At 63.1% G+C, this 18,691-nt stretch carries 18 protein-coding genes; 11 read left to right on the forward strand and 7 right to left on the reverse strand.

Annotated features, from left to right (window positions below; translation table 11 throughout):
• Positions 1–37: 37 nt before the first annotated feature.
• The 4 genes from FB598_RS00330 to FB598_RS00345 all read right to left on the reverse strand — a co-directional run bounded on the left by FB598_RS00330 (position 38) and on the right by FB598_RS00345 (position 3,963).
• Positions 38–493 carry a PPC domain-containing DNA-binding protein gene (locus FB598_RS00330; RefSeq protein ID WP_370454731.1) on the reverse strand — a complete coding sequence of 152 codons (456 nt, stop codon included), beginning with the start codon at positions 491–493 and terminating at the stop codon, positions 38–40.
• Positions 490–1,056 carry a PCC domain-containing protein gene (locus FB598_RS00335; protein WP_141911452.1) on the reverse strand — a complete coding sequence of 189 codons (567 nt, stop codon included), beginning with the start codon at positions 1,054–1,056 and terminating at the stop codon, positions 490–492. Before FB598_RS00335 ends, FB598_RS00330 begins: the two co-directional genes overlap by 4 nt.
• The gene (locus FB598_RS00340; protein WP_141911454.1) at positions 1,053–2,675 is read right to left on the reverse strand and encodes an acyl-CoA synthetase; all 1,623 of its coding nucleotides are present in this window, start codon (positions 2,673–2,675) and stop codon (positions 1,053–1,055) included. Before FB598_RS00340 ends, FB598_RS00335 begins: the two co-directional genes overlap by 4 nt.
• A gap of 106 nt (positions 2,676–2,781) precedes the next feature.
• Positions 2,782–3,963: an acetyl-CoA acetyltransferase gene (locus FB598_RS00345; RefSeq protein ID WP_141911456.1), complete on the reverse strand. Its 1,182-nt coding sequence runs from the start codon at positions 3,961–3,963 to the stop codon at positions 2,782–2,784.
• A gap of 514 nt (positions 3,964–4,477) precedes the next feature.
• On the opposite strand from FB598_RS00345, the gene FB598_RS00350 reads away from it, so the two are divergent.
• From FB598_RS00350 to FB598_RS00365, 4 genes are all read left to right on the forward strand, one after another.
• Positions 4,478–5,512: a TRAP transporter substrate-binding protein gene (locus FB598_RS00350; RefSeq protein WP_141911459.1), complete on the forward strand. Its 1,035-nt coding sequence runs from the start codon at positions 4,478–4,480 to the stop codon at positions 5,510–5,512.
• Positions 5,513–5,541: 29 nt separating this feature from the next.
• Positions 5,542–7,425, forward strand: coding sequence for a TRAP transporter large permease subunit (locus FB598_RS00355; RefSeq protein WP_141911461.1), 1,884 nt, complete (start codon positions 5,542–5,544; stop codon positions 7,423–7,425).
• A 100-nt stretch (positions 7,426–7,525) separates the two neighbouring features.
• The gene (locus FB598_RS00360) at positions 7,526–8,296 is read left to right on the forward strand and encodes an SDR family NAD(P)-dependent oxidoreductase (protein ID WP_141911463.1); all 771 of its coding nucleotides are present in this window, start codon (positions 7,526–7,528) and stop codon (positions 8,294–8,296) included.
• 14 nt (positions 8,297–8,310) lie between these two features.
• Entirely contained in the window at positions 8,311–9,108 is a 798-nt protein-coding gene (locus FB598_RS00365; protein ID WP_141911465.1) for an SDR family NAD(P)-dependent oxidoreductase, read from the forward strand.
• Positions 9,109–9,574: 466 nt separating this feature from the next.
• Here the strand turns inward: FB598_RS00365 and FB598_RS00370 are convergent, their stop codons facing one another.
• On the reverse strand, positions 9,575–10,477 hold the full coding sequence (locus tag FB598_RS00370; RefSeq protein WP_141911467.1) for a LysR family transcriptional regulator: 903 nt from the start codon (positions 10,475–10,477) through the stop codon (positions 9,575–9,577).
• A gap of 175 nt (positions 10,478–10,652) precedes the next feature.
• On the opposite strand from FB598_RS00370, the gene FB598_RS00375 reads away from it, so the two are divergent.
• From FB598_RS00375 to FB598_RS00385, 3 genes are all read left to right on the forward strand, one after another.
• The gene (locus FB598_RS00375) at positions 10,653–11,771 is read left to right on the forward strand and encodes a sigma-54-dependent Fis family transcriptional regulator (protein ID WP_141911469.1); all 1,119 of its coding nucleotides are present in this window, start codon (positions 10,653–10,655) and stop codon (positions 11,769–11,771) included.
• Between the two features lie 154 nt (positions 11,772–11,925).
• Complete coding sequence (gene ilvC, locus FB598_RS00380) at positions 11,926–12,942, forward strand: ketol-acid reductoisomerase (RefSeq protein ID WP_141911472.1); 1,017 nt, start codon at positions 11,926–11,928, stop codon at positions 12,940–12,942.
• Positions 12,943–13,427: 485 nt separating this feature from the next.
• Positions 13,428–14,072 (forward strand): glutathione S-transferase, encoded by a 645-nt coding sequence (locus FB598_RS00385; protein ID WP_141911474.1) that lies wholly within the window; start codon positions 13,428–13,430, stop codon positions 14,070–14,072.
• 37 nt (positions 14,073–14,109) lie between these two features.
• On the opposite strand, the gene FB598_RS00390 is transcribed toward FB598_RS00385, so the two are convergent.
• A complete protein-coding gene (locus tag FB598_RS00390) occupies positions 14,110–14,595 on the reverse strand; it encodes a glutathione peroxidase (RefSeq protein WP_141911477.1) in 486 nt (161 codons plus the stop codon).
• Between the two features lie 48 nt (positions 14,596–14,643).
• Entirely contained in the window at positions 14,644–15,687 is a 1,044-nt protein-coding gene (locus tag FB598_RS00395) for a type IV pilus twitching motility protein PilT (RefSeq protein ID WP_141911479.1), read from the reverse strand.
• Between the two features lie 75 nt (positions 15,688–15,762).
• Between FB598_RS00395 and FB598_RS00400 the strand changes: the two genes are divergently transcribed.
• The 4 genes from FB598_RS00400 to FB598_RS00415 all read left to right on the forward strand — a co-directional run bounded on the left by FB598_RS00400 (position 15,763) and on the right by FB598_RS00415 (position 18,330).
• Positions 15,763–16,464, forward strand: a complete 702-nt coding sequence (locus tag FB598_RS00400; protein ID WP_141911482.1) for a YggS family pyridoxal phosphate-dependent enzyme — start codon at positions 15,763–15,765, stop codon at positions 16,462–16,464.
• A gap of 68 nt (positions 16,465–16,532) precedes the next feature.
• Positions 16,533–17,345, forward strand: coding sequence for a pyrroline-5-carboxylate reductase (gene proC, locus FB598_RS00405; protein ID WP_141911484.1), 813 nt, complete (start codon positions 16,533–16,535; stop codon positions 17,343–17,345).
• Positions 17,345–18,085, forward strand: a complete 741-nt coding sequence (locus tag FB598_RS00410) for a peptidoglycan DD-metalloendopeptidase family protein (RefSeq protein ID WP_141911486.1) — start codon at positions 17,345–17,347, stop codon at positions 18,083–18,085. Before proC ends, FB598_RS00410 begins: the two co-directional genes overlap by 1 nt.
• A 17-nt stretch (positions 18,086–18,102) precedes the next feature.
• The gene (locus tag FB598_RS00415) at positions 18,103–18,330 is read left to right on the forward strand and encodes a hypothetical protein (protein ID WP_141911488.1); all 228 of its coding nucleotides are present in this window, start codon (positions 18,103–18,105) and stop codon (positions 18,328–18,330) included.
• Positions 18,331–18,691: the final 361 nt, after the last annotated feature.

An 18,691-nucleotide genomic window follows, 5' to 3' on the forward strand; every position in this document is an offset into this window, starting at 1 on the left:
TTTTTTTGAAACAGATTCTTTGGAAAAGGGAGGGCGTTCAGGCCGGCACGGCTTCGCGCACCTTGGCCGGAATCCATTCCTGCAGCGTGATCTCGATGGTGATGAACGAGAGGTTGGCGCCGCGCAGGAAACGGCCGGCGAAGATCTTGCCGTCGGTGTCGGCCACCACGCCTTGCAGCGGATTGGGGTTGGACTTGCCGTCCGAGAAACCGATCTCGCCGAAGACGTTGAGGATCTCGACGCCGGGGCCGTTGATTTCCATCACGCGCAGGCCGCCGGCGGTGGCGTATTGCAACTGGGCGTCAACCAGGCTGCCGATGGCGCCGCGCACGATGGCGGTTTTCATGCCGTGCTGGCGGCACAGCGCTTCCACGCTCTCGGTCAGGTCCTGGTTGGGTTTGAGGCGGGCCATCACCAGCTTGCCCAAGGTTCCTTCTTCTACCTGGATGTTGTCGTCTGTCTCGGTTGTCGTTGTGTTTAGGTTCGTCATCATGATTCCATGGGTGTCGGATGCAATAGACTGAAGTGCGTCTCTTCATCGCTGTTGACGACAAAGGCGCCTTGGGAAAACAAGCACATGCGGATGATGAGCGGATCGTCGCCCACTTCCACAGTATCAAGCAAAAGATGGCCGCCATGAATGACGCCATCGCCATCGATGAAGCCCGAATGGCAGTGCAATAATACCTTTCCTTCCTGGTTCTGGCCCACCGTGATGGCGCCGGTCACGAAGGTGATCGCGCCTTCCAGTACATGCGGCGGGCCGTAGTCATACGGGCGGTTCTGGTCCCGGGTGTTCTCGATGCGGTGGTAGTGCAGGCTGCGCGCGGTGCCGCCGCACATGCGGCCGACGCCGCCGCGCTGGCCGTAGCGCGCCAATACCTTGCGCAACGCCTCGCCGACCCTGGTGCCTGGCGCCAGCGTGATGCGCAGTTCCTCGGCCGGGTTGGCCTCCAGGTCCAGCGTGCGCGGATAGCTCTGCTGGCCTGCGTGCAGGAACTTGCGGACCTCGACAAATCCCGGATGGCCGTCAGCGGGTTTGTTGGAGAGTTTCATAAGCGATAGTCACCTTTCTCCTCAAGCAATGCCTTGATCTGTTTCTTGACGATCTTTCCATAGCCCGACTTCGGCATGGTCTCCCAGAACACGAAGCGCCGCGGCCACTTGTACTTGCCGATGCGCTCTTCCAGATGCGCCAGCAGCGCCTCTGGCCCCACTTGCTGCCCGGCCTTGGGCACGATCACGGCCAGGCCGCTCTCGCCCCACTTGGGATCGGGCACGCCCAGCACCGCCACCTCGGACACCGCCGGATGGGTCAGCAGCGCCTCCTCGATCTCGCGCGGATAGACGTTGGAGCCGCCCGAGATGTACATGTCGGACGAACGGCCGGTGATGTAGAGGAAGCCGTCCTGGTCCACATGGCCGAGGTCGCCGGTGTGGAACCAGTCGTGCTTGAAGGCCTTGGCGTTGGCGTCCGGATTGTTGTGGTAGCCCATGAACACGGCCGGGCCGCGCACACAGATCTCGCCGGTCTCGAAAGGCTTGAGCTTGTTGCCGTCGTCGTCCAGGATGGCGATTTCCATGCCGGTGCGCGGCATGCCGCAGGTGCCTACGCGCGCCTGCGGATGGGCATCGTCCTCGTGGTGCATGTAGGGCGGCAGGAAGGTGATGTTGCCGGTCACTTCGCCCAGGCCGTAGTACTGCACCAGCACCTTGCCCAGTTTCTTGAGCGCATACACCTGGTCGGCGCGGTACATCGGCGCGCCGGCGTAGATCACGTGCCTGAGCGAGGAGTGGTCGTAGCGGTCGACCGATTCGTCTTCCACCAGGATCTTGACGATGGTGGGCACGGTGAACAGATTGTCCACCTTGTATTTCTCGACCAGTTGCCAGGCTTCCTCGACCACCAGCCGTTCCGACGACAGCAGGATGCTGGCCGCGCCGCGCGCGGTATTGATCACGGCATGGATGCCGGCGCCGTGCGACAGGGGCGCGACCACCAGCGAGCGCGATTCATGGTTCAGGCCCGGCATCAGGTCGGCCAGGTGGTTGGTGACCACGAAGGCCATCTGCCCGTGCGCCAGCATACCGGCCTTGGGGTGGCCGGTGGTGCCGGAGGTGTAGAAGAACCACAGCGGATCTTCGTAATCGACCTCGACTTCATCGAAGGCCTGTCGGCCGGCGTCGGCCACCAGCGTCTCGAAATCCAGCTCGCCCGGGCGCGGGTCGGCCAGCGCGATCACGTGTTCCAGCACCGGCGAGGCCGCCTTGACCGCATCCACGTAGTTGGCGAAGCCCTGGTCGTAGAGCATCACCGAGGCGCCGCTGGACTGGCCGAGATAGGCCGCTTCGGAAGGCGTGATGCGAAAGTTGGTCGGCACCCAGACCACGCCCAGCTTGAAAGCGGCCCAGGCGCTTTCGAAGATCTGCTGGTTGTTGCGCGAATGGACCAGCATCTTGTCGCCCTTCTTCACGCCGCGCTTGGCCAGCGCATGCGCCAGGGCATCGACGCGGTCGTTGATCTGCTTCCAGGTGATGATTCTGTCTTCGCCATTGACGCCGCCGCGGCTCAGGATCAGGCCCGGTTGGTCGGGGAAGCGGCGCGCCACGTCCGATAGCAGGCGGCCCAGGTTCATGACTTTCTTTAACATCGTCTCACTCGTTCTAATTGAAATTGGCGTTGCTTTTTTAGTTCGTTGCTGCGCTCATGCGGATGCTGCCTGCCGCCCGCGGATGCCAGCGGGCGGCAGGGAAGTACATAACACGTTCCAGGGAAACAGATCAGTGGACGCGTTCCAGGATGCTGACGTAGTTGGCCACCGCCGCGCCGCCCATGTTGAACACGCCGGCGTATCTGGCGTTGGCGATCTGCATGTCGCCGGCGCCGTGCGAGGCCTGCATGGCTGCCATCACGTGCATCGACACGCCGGTGGCGCCGACCGGGTGGCCCTTGGATTTCAGGCCGCCGGAAGGGTTGACCGGCAGCTTGCCGTCTTTGGCGGTGACGCCGTCGAGGATCACGCGCGCGCCCTGGCCGTGCGGCGCCAGGCCCATCGCTTCGTATTCCAGCAGTTCGGCCACGGTGAAGCAGTCATGCGTTTCCACCAGCGACAGGTCGCCCAGCGACAGGCGCGCATTGCCCAGCGCCTGCTTCCAGGCCAGCTCGGCCGCTTCGAAGCGGGTGGGGTCGCGGCGCGACAGCGGCAGGTAATCGTTGACGTGCACCGCGGCGCGGAACTGCACCGCGCGCGGCATCGACTTGGCGACATCGGCGGCGCTGATCACCATGGCGGCGGCGCCGTCGGAGATGAGCGAGCAGTCGGTGCGCTTCAACGGGCCGGCCACGAACGGGTTCTTCTCCGACACGTTGCGGCAGAAGTCGAAACCGAAGTCCTTGCGCATGTGGGCGTAAGGGTTGGACATGCCGTTCTTGTGGTTCTTGGCGGCGATCGCGGCCAGCGCGTCGGACTGGTCGCCGAAGCGGTCGAAGTAGCTCTGCGCGATCTTGCCGAATACGCCCGCGAAACCGCCGGGGATGCCTGCCTCTTCCTTGGCGTAGCAAGCCTTGAGCAGCACCTCGCCCACCTGCGGCGTGGCCAGTTCGGTCATCTTCTCGAAGCCGATCACCAGCACGTGCTTGGATTCGCCGGCCTTGATCGATTGCAGGCCCGAGTGGATCGCCGCCGAGCCGGTGGCGCAGGCGTTCTCCAGCCGCACGGCCGGCTTGAAGCGCAGTTGCGGCAGGCTGTTGAAGACCAGCGAAGCGGGGAAGTCCTGGTACAGGAAGCCGGCATTGAAGGTGCCGACGTGGATGGAATCGATATCTTCCGGCTGCAGGCCGGCATGCTCGATGGCGGCCTTGGCGACCTGGCCGATCAGCACTTCGGGATCGATGCCGTCGAGCTTGCCGAATTGGGAGTGGTGCCAGCCGGTAATGCAGGGTGCGGATGCAGAAGAAGTCATTTTAATTTGTCCTTGTAAGACGTGGTCGGTACGGTTGATGTGGACGCAATATGCAAAATCGGTGCCACGCATCCGAACTGTCTTCAGAGGCCTTGTGGGCTTCGTTGCGGATGGGCGGGGTGGCCTGCGCCGGGGCCGGTGGAACCAAGATAGCACGACTGCGCAGCGGGTGAATTTGCTGCGATGCGCAAGACCAATGTAGTGGAAATTGGATGGAACAACTGTCCGCGCTGCGACAGTTGTCAGCTGAAAATGCGACAGGTGTCGCATCAATTTCCATCAAATAAATTGCTGCCGGGGGCCTGTCCGCCCTTGTCCTTTGGCGCCGTTATCGCAGAGAATACAGGCGCAATGCCGATGACAGGGAAGGGACGCACGCGCCGCCGGGGGAGGATTGGCGGCTTGGCATCCAAATTGCTCTGTTGACGCTAAGCAGTGCCGACAACAAGGGAACCGTTTGCATTCCGGCATCCGGGTTCCGGTTCATATAAAACTACAAACAGGAGATAAACAGATGGGAAATCCCACTGGCAAGATCACGCGCCGTTCTTTTCTGAAGACCGCCTCGGTTGCCTCGGCTGCCGCCGCGACCGGCCTGTACGGTACGTCCGCGCATGCCGCCGAGTTCACCTTCAAGTACGCCAACAACCTCCCGGTGTCGCACCCGATGAACACGCGCGCCAAGGAAATGGCCGCCAAGATCGCGGAGCAATCCAAGGGCCGCATCGATTTGCAGATCTATCCCAACAACCAGTTGGGTACCGACACCGACATGCTGTCGCAGGTGCGCGCCGGCGCGATCGATTTCTTCACGCTGTCGCCGCTGATCCTGGGCACCCTGGTGCCGGCCGCGCAGATTTCCGGCATCGGCTTCGCCTTCAAGGACTACAACCAGGTGTGGGCCGCCATGGACGGCGAACTGGGCGCGCACGTGCGCAAGCAGATCGAAGCCAAGTCGACCCTGTTCGCCTTTGAAAAGATCTGGGACAACGGTTACCGCCAGATCACCAACAGCACCCGCCCGATCAAGAGCGCCGACGACCTCAAGGGCATGAAGCTGCGCGTGCCGCCGAGCCCGCTGTGGACCTCGATGTTCCGCGCCGTGGAATCCGCGCCGACTTCCATCAACTTCGCCGAAGTGTATTCGGCGCTGCAGACCAAGATCGTCGAAGGCCAGGAAAACCCGCTGGCGATCATCTCCACCGCCAAGCTGTACGAAGTGCAGAAGTACTGTTCCATCACCAACCACATGTGGGACGGTTTCTGGTTCCTGGGCAACAAGAAGTCCTTCGAGCGCCTGCCCAAGGACCTGCAGGAAATCATGGCCCGCAACATCAACGAAGCCGGCATGAACCAGCGCGCCGACGTCAAGAAGCTCAACGACTCGCTGGTCGGCGAGATGAAGGGCAAGGGCCTGGCCTTCAACGATACCGACAACGACTCGTTCCGCGCCAAGCTGCGCAGCGCTGGCTTCTACGCCGAATGGCACAAGAAGTTCGGCGATGAGCCCTGGGCATTGCTGGAAAAGTACACCGGCAAGCTGGCCTGAACTGAATCCGCTGGATCTGCTGGAGGTTGATGATGGAAGCTGCAATGACTTACCGCGAGCCGGTAAATATGAACCCGGCCGCGCGCGCCCTGGTGGCGCTCAACCGCATGGTGATGCATGTGGTGGGCGCCGCCGCGGCGGCGCTGGTGGTGGCCGAGACGGTGGTGCTGTTGACCGGCGTCATCTATCGCTATGCGCTGCACGATCCGCTGGTATGGTCGGATGAACTGGCCTCGATCCTGTTCATCTGGCTGTCGATGCTGGGCGCCGTCCTGGCGCTGAACCGGGGCGAGCACATGCGGCTGACCGCCGTCATCAACAAGTGTTCGGAAAAGGGCCGCGTCTGGCTGGAGACGGTCGCGGCCCTGGTGGTCTGCATCTTCGTGCTGATGGTGATCCACCCGGCGGTGGATCACGCGGTCGAACAGATGGCGATCACCACGCCGGCGCTGGAAATTCCCGATGGCCTGCGCGCCGCGGCCTTGCCGGTGGGGGCGATCCTGATGCTGCTGGCGGCGATCTCGCGCATGGCGGCGATGACCACCTTCCGGCTGTTGCTGTCCGCGCTGGCGGTGGTGGCGGTGATCGCCGTCGCATTGTTCCTGGCCAAGCCGCTCCTGCTGGGCATGGGCAACTACAACCTGATCGTCTTCTTCGTGCTGCTGATCGGCGTCTGCGTCATCGGCGGCATTCCCATCGCCTTCGCCTTCGGCACCGCCACTATGGCTTACCTGGCGCTGGCCACCACCGCGCCGCTGATGATCGTGGTCAGCCGCATGGACGAGGGCATGTCCAGCCTGATCCTGCTGTCGGTGCCGCTGTTCGTGCTGCTCGGCTCGCTCCTGGAAATGTCGGGGCTGGCCAAGACGCTCATCGATTTCATGGCTTCGCTGCTGGGCCACGTGCGCGGCGGCTTGCAATACGTGCTGCTGGGGGCGATGTTCCTGGTCTCGGGCATCTCCGGCTCGAAGGCGGCCGATATGGCGGCCATTGCGCCGGCATTGTTCCCCGAGATGAAAAAGCGCGGCTCCAAGCCGGAAGAGCTGGTGGCCTTGCTGTCGTCGTCCGGCGCGATGACCGAGACCATTCCTCCCAGCCTGGTGCTCATTACGATCGGCGCGGTCTGCAGCGTGTCGATCACGGCGCTGTTCATCGGCGGCCTGATGCCGGCGGCCATCGCCACCATCGCCATTGCCGTGGTGTGCTGGATGCGCGCGCGCCGCGAACCGATGCCGGACGTCAAGCGCGCGCCGATGTCGCTGATCATGAAGACCATGATCGCCGCGATTCCCGCCCTGGCGCTGCCGATGCTCATCCGCGTTGCGGTGATCGAAGGCGTGGCCACCGCCACCGAAGTGGCGACGATCGGCGTGGCCTACACCATCGTGGTCGGCCTGATCATGCATATGTTCAAGGGGCACCTGGACTTCAAGCGCCTCTATCCGATCCTGATCGAGTCGGCGGCCTTGTCCGGCGCCATCCTGCTGATCATCGGCATGGCCACCTCGATGGCCTGGGCGCTGACCCAGTCCGGCTTCTCGGCCAAGCTGGTGGCGCTGATGCAAGGCGTGCCGGGCGGCGGCGCGGGTTTCCTGCTGATCACCATCGTCATCTTCATCGTGCTGGGCAGCCTGCTGGAAGGCATTCCCGCCATCGTGCTGTTCGGCCCGCTGCTGTTCCCGGTGGCGCGTTCGCTGGGCGTGCATGACGTGCACTACGCCATGGTGGTGATCCTGGCCATGGGCATCGGCCTGTTCGCGCCGCCCTTCGGCGTCGGCTTCTATGCCGCCTGCGCGATCGGCAAGGTTTCGCCGGACGGCGTGTTCAACCGCGTGTGGGGCTACCTGGCCGCACTGGTGGTGGCGCTGCTGGTGGTGGCCTTCGTGCCGTGGATTTCCATCGGCTTCCTCTGATTCCCTGCCAAGTCACACGAGACCGATCACCGACAAGGTAACGACTTAAAAACGGCGGCCCCACCTCTTCCCCGGGGCCGCCTCAATTCACGGAGACAACATGAACCAAAGCGATAGCGGCGCCCGCGTGGCGCTCGTGACGGGCGGAGCCATGGGCATCGGCGCCGCGATTTGCCAGCAACTGGCGGCCAAGGGCTATACCGTCCTGGTATCGGACATCAACCTGGAGGCTGCCGGCAAGACCGCCGCCGCCCTGGTCGGGGCGGGCCACAAGGCGGCGCCGCTGCAGATGGACATGGGCAGCCCGGAGTCGATCGCCAAGGCCTTCGCCGCCGTCGAGAAGGATTACGGCCGCTGCGACGTGCTGGTCAACAACGCCGGCATCGCCAAGACCTATCCCTTCCTCGACTTCCCCATCGACAACTGGGTGCAGACCATGAACATCAACGTCACCGGCGTGCTGGTGGCGGGACAACTGGCGGCGCGCCTGATGCTGAAGAACAAGTGGGGCCGCATCGTCAACATTTCGTCGATCTCAGGCATCCGCGCCGGCGCCGGACGCACCGCCTACGGCACCTCGAAGTCGGCGGTGATCGGCCTGACGCGCCAGATGGCCATCGAGCTGGCCCAGCATGGCATCACCGTCAACAGCGTGGCGCCGGGCCCGGTCGATACTCCCATGACGCAGGCCATCCACTCGGAAGAGACGCGCCAGAGCTACTACCGGCTGGTGCCGATGCGCCGCTACGGCAGCACCGACGAGATCGCCGCCGCCGTGACCTTCCTGGCCGGCGACGAGTCGTCCTACATCACCGGCCATGTGATCCCGGTCGACGGCGGCTTTGTCGCCGGCGGCGTGCTGGATATCTGAACGAGGAGACTGACATGCAAAAACAGATGGAAGACAAGGTCATCATCGTCACCGGCGCCGGTTCGGTGGGCGAGGGTTGGGGCAACGGCAAGGCCGCCGCGGCGCTGTATGCGCGCGAAGGCGGCAAGGTGCTGGCGGTGGACCGCAGCATCGAGGCCGCCAGGCAGACCCAGGAGATCATCCGCAGCGAAGGCGGCGTATGCGAGGTGATCGCTGCCGACGTTTCGAAGTCGGCGGACGTGAAGGCGATTGCCGATGCGGCCATGGACTACTTCGGCCGGGTCGACGTGCTGCATAACAATGTCGGCATCGCCGAGACCGGCGGCCCGGTGGAAACCAGCGAAGAGAGCTGGAACCGCCTGGTGGCGGTCAACCAGACCAGCCTGTTCCTGACCCACAAGTTCGTGCTGCCGATCATGGAGAAGCAGAAGAAGGGCGCCATCGTCAACATTTCGTCGCTGGCGGCGTTGCGCTGGATCGGCTTTCCTTATCTGGGTTATACCGCGACCAAGGCGGCGATCCTGGCGTTCACCAAGAACGTGGCGATGCAGTATGCGCCGGTGGGGATTCGCGCCAATTGCGTGCTGCCGGGGCTGATGGATACGCCGATGATCCGCGAGCCGCTGAAGGCTTCCTATGGCGGTGACATCGAGGCGATGCGGGCCAAGCGGCATGCGCAGTGTCCGATGGGGTTCATGGGGGATGCCTGGGATGTGGCGCATGCTTCCTTGTTTTTGGCTTCTGATAATGCGCGCTATATCACGGGGTTGGATTTGATTGTGGATGGTGGGTTGTCGTTGAAGTGCACTTGATTTTATTGGCTGTTGTTTTGGTATTGGCGGTGGGCTGGGTAGTCTGGTCTTGCTGCTGGTCGATGTACTGGCTCTATGTTTTTCTTTCTCCGGTCGGAGCGGAGCGCCGGGGGCGGCCCGGCAGCCGCTCACTTTCTTTGGCCCGCCAAAGAAAGTAAGCAAAGAAAGGCGGCCCCTAAGTGCCAGCCCCTTCGGGGTGCCCGCCGGAGCGCGGTAAAAAATGGGCAAGGCAGAGTCGCTGCGCTCCGACTGCCTCGCTGATCCATTTTTTACCGTGCTCCGGCGGCTGGCCCACAAGGGGAAATCGTTACCGGCTCGCCTTCGGCATTGCCTTGTCTCATGCTCGCCTTCGGCCTCGCGGTGCTTGCTTCTCGCCTGCGGCTTCGGTGTTTTTGATCGCTATCGTAGCGACGCTGGGTCCTGACGAAAATCAGGACCCAGCGTCGTTCAGCATTCCACATCAGCTTCAACTCCCCACCGGCCGCAACTTCCTCCATACCTCCACCGCCGTATCCGCGAATGTCCGGATACAGGGATTCGAATTCTCCTTGTTCCAGATCACGGCCACTTCCACCATCGGCGCATTGCGCAGCGGTTTGAATACGGTGGTTTCCAGGTGCATCGCCTGCATCGAGGTCGGTACCAGCGCTACGCCCAGGCCTTCGCCGACCAGGTTGACGATGGTTTGCTGCAGGTTGGCTTCGAGCACGATGCGCGGGCGGAAGCCGTTGGACTGGCAGTGGTTGACGATGATGTCGAACACCACCGGGGCGATGCTGCGGGGGATGCTGATGAAGGAGTCCTCGGCCAGTTCGGCTACCGAAATCTCTGGCTTGTCCGCCAGCCGGTGCTCGCGCGGCAGTACCGCCAGCAGCGGTTCGGCGTAGATCGTGTGACTGACCAGGCGGCTGCAGTCTTCGGGGCGGTACATGATGCCGACGTCGACCCGCTCGTCTTCGATGTCGGTGGCCAGCAGGTTGGGGACGTATTCGGTCAGGCGCATGTCGACTTCGGGGAAGGCGGCCGAGTAATGGCGCGTGACCGAGGGCAGGATGTTATAGGCCGAGGACATCATGAAGCCGACCTTCAGCGAGCCGCTCTTGCCGGTGCTGGATGACGATACGTTACGTTTCGCCCGTTCCAGTGCCTTGAAAATTTCTGTTGTGTCGCGATAAAAATATTTGCCGGCCGGGGTCAGCTGGATGGCGCGTTTGCTGCGGTCGAACAATTGCGCGCCCAGCTCCTTCTCCAGGGCCGCAATCTGCCGTGTGAGCGGGGGTTGCGAGATATGCAACAGCGCTGCGGCGCGTCCGAAATGGAGCGTTTCTGCTACGGTGCGGAAATAGGTCAGGTGTCTCAGTTCTATCATTTGATACCTTGAAGGTATTGATTGTGTCTGTACATTGTATTGGAAGTCATCGGATTGTCTCGTTATTCTTCGACGCAGAGGTGACACATTGCGATCGCCTCAGTGCGATCGTCAGGCGTCACAAGCGCCGTCGCCGTAGATAAGAAGAAAAAGCAGTTCAAGACAGGAGACAATCATGCCGACACAAACGGTAGCGTTACCTTTGGCAAAAAACGACGTCAGAACAGCTCGTTCGAATTCCCCCCGTTATCGTTCAATCGACCAGCTCACCGGCGGCGATCCGGCCATGCTCGACCTGGTCGAGCGCGGCAAGCGCCTGATCGATCGCGGCATTCCCGTTCTTATCCTCGGCGAGACCGGCACCGGCAAGGAATACCTGTCGCGCGCCCTGCATGAATACAGCGAGCGCCGCCGGGCCGCCTGGGTGGCGGTCAATTGCGCGTCCATTCCCGAGAGCCTGGCCGAGAGCGAACTGTTCGGTTATTGCAAGGGCGCCTTTTCCGGCGCGCTGCCGGGCGGCATGAAAGGCCGGGTGCAGCAGGCCGACGGCGGCACGCTGTTCCTGGACGAGATCGGCGACATGCCGTTTGCGTTGCAGACGCGCCTGTTGCGCGTGCTCTCCGAGCGCGAAGTGATCCCGCTGGGCGCGCCGCATCCGGTGCCGGTGGATGTGCAACTGATCTGCGCCACGCACCAGGACCTGAAGACGCTGATCGCCGAAGGGCGTTTCCGCGAAGACCTTTACTACCGCATCGCCGGCGGTGTGCTGCGCCTGCCGGCGCTGCGCGAGCGCGCCGACCGCCGCCGCCTGATCATGCAGATGATCGCCGACGAGCTGGGCGGCGGGGCCGGCGAACACGTGATCGCGCCGGCCGCCTTGCAGCGCATGCTGGCTTATCCGTGGCCGGGCAACCTGCGCCAGATGCATGCGGTGATCCGCTACAGCTGCGCGGTGATGAATGACGGGCGCATCGAAGTGCGCGATTTGCCCGAAGAACTGATGCAATTCACGGCGGCGAATTTGACCCAGATCGTGGGCCATACCGGCCTCGCCGCCAATGTCCGTCCCATCGTGCCACAAGCCGATGCGGCGGCGTTTCCCTCCCGCCAATCAGGCGACCCGCTCCGGGATGAGCGCACGCGCGTTATCGATGCGCTGGTCGGCAGCCGCTGGAACATCTCCGCCGCCTCGCGGCAACTGGGGATGTGCCGCGCCTCGCTGTATCGCAAGTTGCGCCAATTGGATATTCCGCATGTGCGCGACCAGGCGATGCCGGCGTATGCCGTCGCCTGAACCGGCATGGCGCGCGCAAGCCGGGGAGCTTGCGCACGCTGCCGGATACGTTTGAATCAAGAGGGAACTTCGCCGCATCCGCCGGCGCGGCAGACCACCGTAACCAATAAAGTCCGGGCAGGCGCCCGGCTTATCCATTTCGCTTAGGAAGACCATGAAAGTTTTTTACGACAAAGACGCAGACCTGTCCCTGATCAAGAACAAGAACGTGACCATCATCGGTTACGGTTCGCAAGGCCACGCGCACGCGCTGAACCTGAAGGATTCGGGCTGCAAGGTCACCGTCGGCCTGCGCAAGGGCGGCGCCTCGTGGAGCAAGGCCGAGAAGGCCGGCCTGAAGGTGGCGGAAGTCAACGACGCGGTCAAGGAAGCCGACGTCATCATGATCCTGCTGCCGGACGAGAACATCGGCCAGGTCTATGCCGAAAACGTCGCGCCGTACGCCAAGCAGGGCGCCACCGTGGCGTTCGCGCACGGGTTCAACATCCACTACGGCCAGGTTGTGCCGCGCGCCGACCTGGACGTGATCATGATCGCCCCCAAGGCCCCCGGCCACACCGTGCGTTCGACCTACAGCCAGGGCGGCGGCGTGCCGCACCTGATCGCGGTGTACCAGGACAAGTCGGGCACCGCGCGTGACGTGGCCCTGTCGTATGCCACCGCCAACGGCGGCGGCCGCGCCGGCATCATCGAAACCAACTTCCGCGAAGAGACCGAAACCGACCTGTTCGGCGAACAGGCCGTGCTGTGCGGCGGCACCGTGGAACTGATCAAGGCCGGTTTCGAAACACTGGTGGAAGCCGGCTACGCGCCGGAAATGGCCTACTTCGAATGCCTGCACGAACTGAAGCTGATCGTCGACCTGATCTACGAAGGCGGCATCGCCAACATGAACTACTCGATCTCGAACAATGCAGAGTACGGCGAATACGTGACCGGCCCGCGCATCATCAACGAAGAGAGCAAGAAGGTCATGAAGCAAGTGCTGACCGACATCCAGACCGGCGAATACGCCAAGAGCTTCATCCTGGAAAACAAGGCGGGCGCGCCGACCCTGCTGTCGCGTCGTCGTATCAATGCCGAGCACCAGATTGAAGTTGTGGGCGAGAAGTTGCGCGCCATGATGCCCTGGATCAAGGCTAACAAACTGGTTGACCAGACCAAGAACTAATACCGGCTCTAGTCGCGACCAGTAGCATCATGGCAGGACGCGCTTGCAAGCGCGCCCTGGACAGGCCGGCGCGAAGCGGTGCTTCGCGAAACCCCGGCCAGCCTGCATTGGATCAAGGCCAACAAGCTGGTTTAGTCGCAAAAAAAAAGTAAAGGACGCTTCTGCGTTAATGCCGTTCAGTTAAGCGCTGAACGGCATTTTTGTTTGTGGAGTCCAGATTCCGTTCGCCCTGAGTAGCTGCGCAGCAGCGTATCGAAGGGCAGGCAAGAGCGCCAACGCTTGTACGCTGGCTTCGATACGGCCCTGGCGGGCCTACTCAGCCCGAACGGGGGCCGTGAAACTGGTCGGCCAGACCAAGAACTGATCAAGGGCTTTAATCACGACCGATAGCATCATGGCCGTACACAGTGCCCGTCTCGCACAAGTTGTGCTTGTATGCAGTAACATCGCCACTCCGGTTTTGTTTCCCATTTTTGGAGTGTCCCATGCAACTGATAGGCATGCTCGATTCGCCCTTCGTGCGTCGCGTCGCGATTTCCCTGCAACTGCTTGGCTTGCCGTTCGAGCACCAGTCGGTATCGGTTTTCCGTACCTTCGACCAGTTCCGCGACATCAACCCGGTGGTCAAGGCGCCGACGCTGATTTGCGACGATGGCGTGGTGCTGATGGACTCCACCCTGATCCTGGAATACGCCGAGGCGTTGTCGGCTTCGGTTTCCGGGCACAGCCTGGTGCCGTCCGATATCGCCGGCCTGCAGCGCTCGCTGCGCGTGACCGGCCTGGCCTTGGCGGCCAGCGAGAAAAGCGTACAAATCATTTACGAACATAACCTGCGTCCGGCGGAGAAGCTGCACCAGCCCTGGCTGGCGCGCGTGTCGGGCCAGTTGCTGGCCGCCTATGACGCGCTGGAAGCGGTCTTTGAAAAGCAGCAGGTCGCCGTCGCCAGCGCGACCATCGACCAGGCGGCGCTGACGACGGCGGTGGCCTGGCAATTCACGCAGAAGATGGTGCCCGATGTCGTGCCGGCGGAACGCTATCCGGCGTTGGCGGCGCTGTCGGCGGCGGCCGAGCAGTTGCCCGAATTCGCGGCCGCGCCGCATGGCGCAGGGACTTACCGCCAGCCCGCCTGAGGCGCGCTGGCGCGCTTGTTGTGCTTATTGATTGCGCTTATTCGGCCAGCAGCTTCTCGATGTCGGACACCATTTCCTCGGGGCGGGTCTGCGGCGCGTAGCGCTTGTAGACGCTGCCGTCCTTGCGCACCAGGAACTTGGTGAAGTTCCATTTGATCGCCTTGCTGCCCAGCAGGCCGGGCGCTTCCTTCTTGAGGAACTTGAACAGCGGCGCGGCATTGTCGCCATTGACGTCGATCTTGGCGAACAGCGGAAAGCTCACGCCGTAGTTTTTCTCGCAGAAGGCGCCGATCTCCTCGGCGTTGCCCGGTTCCTGCGCACCGAACTGGTTGCAGGGAAAGGCCATCACCGCCAGGCCGCGTTCCTTGAACTGGCGGTGGATGTGTTCCAGCCCGTTATATTGGGGGGTGAAGCCGCACTTGCTGGCTGTATTGGCGATCAGCATTACCTTCCCGCGCAGCTGTTCCAGCGGGAATTCGGTATCGTCAGCCAGTTTCGGCTGGAATTCGTAGACGGTTGTCATGGCAGCCCCTGAGTCTTTGCTGGGCGTATTTTAGCGTGAACCCCTTTCTCACAAGGGGAAATAATCGGGCGAGCGGGCGTGGCTGCGGGCCGTTTCCAGCGAGATGCGATCGCGGTGCACCAGTTCTCCCATGCTGCCTTCCAGGGTTTGCATGCCCATGCCGGTGGCGGTCTGGATGGCCGAATACATTTGCGCGGTCTTGCCTTCGCGGATCAGGTTGCGGATCGCCGGGGTGCACAGCATGATCTCGTGCGCCGCCACCCGGCCGTTGCCGTCGAGCGTCTTGAGCAGCGTTTGCGAAATCACCGCCTGCAGCGATTCGGCCAGCATGGCGCGCGCGCTTTCCTTTTCGCCGGCGGGGAAGGCGTCGACGATACGGTCCACGGTCTTGGCGGCCGAGGCGGTGTGCAGCGTGCCGAACACCAGATGGCCGGTTTCGGCGGCGGTCAGCGCCAGGCGGATGGTTTCGGCGTCGCGCAGTTCGCCTACCAGCAATACATCGGGATCCTCGCGCAGCGCCGCCCGCAGCGCATTGGCGAAGGAACGCGTATGCACGCCGACCTCGCGCTGGCTGACCAGCGAGCGGCGCGGTTCGTGGACGAACTCGATCGGATCCTCGATGGTGAGGATATGGGCCGCGCGATGCTCGTTGATGTGGTTGACCATGGCGGCGAGCGTGGTGCTCTTGCCCGAACCGGTCGGGCCGGTTACCAGCACCAGCCCGCGTGGGCGCGCTGCCAGGTCGGCGCAGATGGCCGGTGCGCCGGCACTGTCCAGGGTCGGGATCTGTTGCGGGATGTGCCGTATGGCGATGGCCGCGCCGCGCTGTTGCCGGAAGGCATTGATGCGGAACCGCCCCAGGGACTGATGCTGGAACGAGAAATCGCATTCCAGCCGTTCGGCGTAGGCGCGCCGCTGTTCCTCGTTCATCAGCGACAGCAGCATCCCCTGCAGCAGTTCGTCTGACAGGGGGCTGAGATTGATGCGGCGAATGTCGCCATGCACGCGCAGCATGGGCGGCAAACCGGCCGACAGATGCAGGTCGGAAGCCTGGTTTCTGACGCCAAATGCCAGTAGTCCGGCAATGTCCATTTATAATCCTTGCAAGGAAAGCACTCAGCAATCTATTTATATTCCCCGCAGCCGAGCCCCTCCCGGCACCGGATTATGTCGCCAATCGCCAAAAACTTGCAACACGTGCAATGCCAGATCGCAGTCTCCGCGGAACGCGCGCATCGCACACCGTCATCGATACAATTGCTGGCCGTCTCCAAGACCTTCGGCGCCGATGCGGTGATGGCGGCGGTGCAGGCGGGGCAACTGGCCTTCGGGGAGAATTACCTGCAGGAAGCGCTGGAGAAGATCGCCGCGATGAAAGCGCTGGCGCCGGCGGCGCAGCTGCAGTGGCATTTCATCGGCCCGATCCAGAGCAACAAGACCCGGTCGATAGCCGAGAGCTTCGACTGGGTGCATTCGGTGGACCGCGAAAAGATTGCCCGCCGGCTGTCGGAACAGCGCCCGCCGGAACTGGGAGCGCTCAACATCTGTCTGCAGGTCAACATCAGCGGCGAGCCGAGCAAGAGCGGCCTGGCGCCGGAAGAACTGCCCGCGGTCGCGGCGCAGGTGGCGGCATTGCCCAACCTGGCGCTGCGCGGGCTGATGGCGATCCCCGCGCCCAGCGGCGACGTCGCGCGCCAGCGCGCGGCCTTCGCCGCGGTGCGCGGCCTGTATGAGTCGCTGCGCGCCGATGGCTTGCCGCTGGACACGCTGTCGATGGGCATGTCGGCGGACCTGGAAGCGGCGGTGGCCGAAGGGGCCACCATCGTGCGTATCGGCAGCGCCATCTTCGGTGCGCGCAATTACGTGTAAGCGGCGTTGCGGGGCATCTGCATTTTTTATTGGAACAGCGCTTTACGGCGAAGACACAAGGAGTGGAAGTGAAGATAGCGTTTATTGGTGGCGGCAACATGGCGACCGCCTTGATCGGCGGATTGGTCGGCAAGGTGGCAGAGCCGCAGAATATCCACGTGGTGGACCTCAATGCCGATTCGCTGCAGGCGCTGCAGGGCAAGTTCGGCGTCACTACCGCCACCGCCATCGATGGCGCGGTGGCCTCCTGCGACGTGGTGGTGCTGGCAGTCAAGCCGCAGCAGATCCATGACGTGGTGGCTACCCTGAAACCCTTCATCGGCGCGCAACTGGTGCTGAGCATTGCCGCCGGCATCCGCATTGCCGACATGTCGCGCTGGCTGGATGGTCACCAGGCCATTGTGCGCGCCATGCCCAACACGCCGGCGCTGATCGGCGGCGGCATCACCGGCGTGGCGGCCAGGCAGGAAGTGTCGACGTTGCAGCGCGCCCAGGCCGACTCGATTCTCAAGGCGGTCGGCGAAACACTGTGGGTGTCGTCCGAAGAGCAGCTCGACGCGGTCACCGCGATTTCCGGCAGCGGCCCGGCCTACGTCTTCTACTTTCTCGAGGCGATGGAAAAGGCGGCTGCCGAACTGGGCCTGTCGCCGGCCGATGGCATGCAACTGGCCAAGGCCACGTTCGAAGGCGCGACCGAGCTGGCGCGCCGCTCCGACGAACCGGTGGCCACCTTGCGCGAACGCGTAACCTCCAAGGGCGGTACCACTTACGCCGCGCTGGTGTCGATGGAGCAGGCCGGCGTCAAGGATTCCATCGTCACCGCGCTCAAGGCTGCCGCCGCCCGCAGCAAGGAACTCGGCGACGAATTCGGCAAGGCCTGATGAAGAGAATTGCAAGCATTATTGCGGCGCTGCCGCTGGCGGGCGCGCTGCTGCTGGCAGGTTGCGCCTCGACCGCCGACAGCGACGGCTATTACACCGTGCGCCGCGGCGACACCCTCTACAGCATCGGCCGCGACTTCGACCAGAACCCGTCCAACCTGGCCGCCTGGAACCGCCTGCGCAATCCCAACGACCTGGAAGTCGGCCAGCGCATCCTGGTGAAGCCGCCGACCGGGATTGTGGCGCGTACCGGCGCCGGCCAGACCAGCCGCGGCGCATCGCCTGCCCCGGCGCGCAAGGCCACGCCGGCCGCCAGGCCCGCGGCCAAAGCGGCGGCCAAGGGCAGCGACGACGATGCGCCGGCGCCAGCCGATGCCAAGCTTGACTGGATCTGGCCCACGCAGGGCAAGTCGGCGCCCAGCAGCGACAGCTACAAGAAGGGCATCGACATCGCCGGTAACGATGGCCAGGCCGTGGTGGCCGCCGCCGCCGGCAAGGTGACCTACGCCGGCCACGGCATCCGCGGCTATGGCAACATGGTGATCATCAAGCACACGCCTGCGTTGCTGTCGGTCTACGCGCACAACAAGAGCATCGCGGTCAAGGAAGGCCAGATGGTTGCGCGCGGCCAGCAGATCGCCGCGATGGGCAACAGCGACACCAGCAAGGTCAAGCTGTATTTCGAAATCCGCCGCAACGGCAAGCCGGTCAATGTGATGGCCTTGCTGCCGCCGCGCTGAACCGTTCAGGAATTGTCATGGCCAAGCTTGAAGAGATCGTCAGGAAGCAGAAGGCGGGAGCGACCTTTGTCATCAGCGCACAGATGCTGCAGTTGAATCCGCGCGAGTTCGATGCGCTGGCGCAGGTGTGGGACGATGATGGCGGGCCCGGTTTCAATGTTGCCGGGACGCCGTTTCGGGTGGTGGTGGATGGGGAGTTTCTGATCAGTCGGGTGACTGTGGTTCGGACTACTGCTGAAGTGTGATGCTTTAATTTACTGCGTCGTATTAGATGTCTGAAGGTACTTAGGGGGTAGTCTGGTCTTGCTGCTGGTTGGTGCTCTGGCTTTAGTCTTTTCTTTCTTCGGTCGGAGGGGAGCGCCGGGGGCGGCCCGGCAGCCGCTTACTTTCTTTGGCCCGCCAAAGAAAGTAAGCAAAGAAAGGTGGCCCCTAAGTGCCAGCCCCTTCGGGGTTCCCGCCGGAGCGCGGTAAAAAATGGGCGAGGCAGAGTCGCTGCGCTCCGACTGCCTCGCTGATCCATTTTTTACCGCGCTCCGGCGGCTGGCCCACAAGGGGACAGCGTAACTGCCTCGCCTGCGGCATCGGGATTGGTACGGATGTTGTGCG

It is taken from the genome of Herbaspirillum sp. SJZ106 (assembly GCF_006715495.1).
In the GTDB taxonomy this organism is placed as follows: domain Bacteria; phylum Pseudomonadota; class Gammaproteobacteria; order Burkholderiales; family Burkholderiaceae_D; genus Herbaspirillum.

Excerpts from the sequence above, each read along its gene's own strand:
- FB598_RS00350 (WP_141911459.1), top strand. The coding sequence starts at position 4,478 with ATGGGAAATCCCACTGGCAAGATCACGCGCCGTTCTTTTCTGAAGACC.
- FB598_RS00345 (WP_141911456.1), bottom strand. The coding sequence starts at position 3,963 with ATGACTTCTTCTGCATCCGCACCCTGCATTACCGGCTGGCACCACTCC.
- FB598_RS00385 (WP_141911474.1), top strand. The coding sequence starts at position 13,428 with ATGCAACTGATAGGCATGCTCGATTCGCCCTTCGTGCGTCGCGTCGCG.
- FB598_RS00360 (WP_141911463.1), top strand. The coding sequence starts at position 7,526 with ATGAACCAAAGCGATAGCGGCGCCCGCGTGGCGCTCGTGACGGGCGGA.
- FB598_RS00415 (WP_141911488.1), top strand. The coding sequence starts at position 18,103 with ATGGCCAAGCTTGAAGAGATCGTCAGGAAGCAGAAGGCGGGAGCGACC.
- FB598_RS00395 (WP_141911479.1), bottom strand. The coding sequence starts at position 15,687 with ATGGACATTGCCGGACTACTGGCATTTGGCGTCAGAAACCAGGCTTCC.
- FB598_RS00335 (WP_141911452.1), bottom strand. The coding sequence starts at position 1,056 with ATGAAACTCTCCAACAAACCCGCTGACGGCCATCCGGGATTTGTCGAG.
- FB598_RS00365 (WP_141911465.1), top strand. The coding sequence starts at position 8,311 with ATGCAAAAACAGATGGAAGACAAGGTCATCATCGTCACCGGCGCCGGT.
- FB598_RS00375 (WP_141911469.1), top strand. The coding sequence starts at position 10,653 with ATGCCGACACAAACGGTAGCGTTACCTTTGGCAAAAAACGACGTCAGA.
- FB598_RS00370 (WP_141911467.1), bottom strand. The coding sequence starts at position 10,477 with ATGATAGAACTGAGACACCTGACCTATTTCCGCACCGTAGCAGAAACG.
- FB598_RS00355 (WP_141911461.1), top strand. The coding sequence starts at position 5,542 with ATGATGGAAGCTGCAATGACTTACCGCGAGCCGGTAAATATGAACCCG.
- ilvC (WP_141911472.1), top strand. The coding sequence starts at position 11,926 with ATGAAAGTTTTTTACGACAAAGACGCAGACCTGTCCCTGATCAAGAAC.
- FB598_RS00410 (WP_141911486.1), top strand. The coding sequence starts at position 17,345 with ATGAAGAGAATTGCAAGCATTATTGCGGCGCTGCCGCTGGCGGGCGCG.
- FB598_RS00330 (WP_370454731.1), bottom strand. The coding sequence starts at position 493 with ATGATGACGAACCTAAACACAACGACAACCGAGACAGACGACAACATC.
- FB598_RS00400 (WP_141911482.1), top strand. The coding sequence starts at position 15,763 with ATGTCGCCAATCGCCAAAAACTTGCAACACGTGCAATGCCAGATCGCA.
- FB598_RS00390 (WP_141911477.1), bottom strand. The coding sequence starts at position 14,595 with ATGACAACCGTCTACGAATTCCAGCCGAAACTGGCTGACGATACCGAA.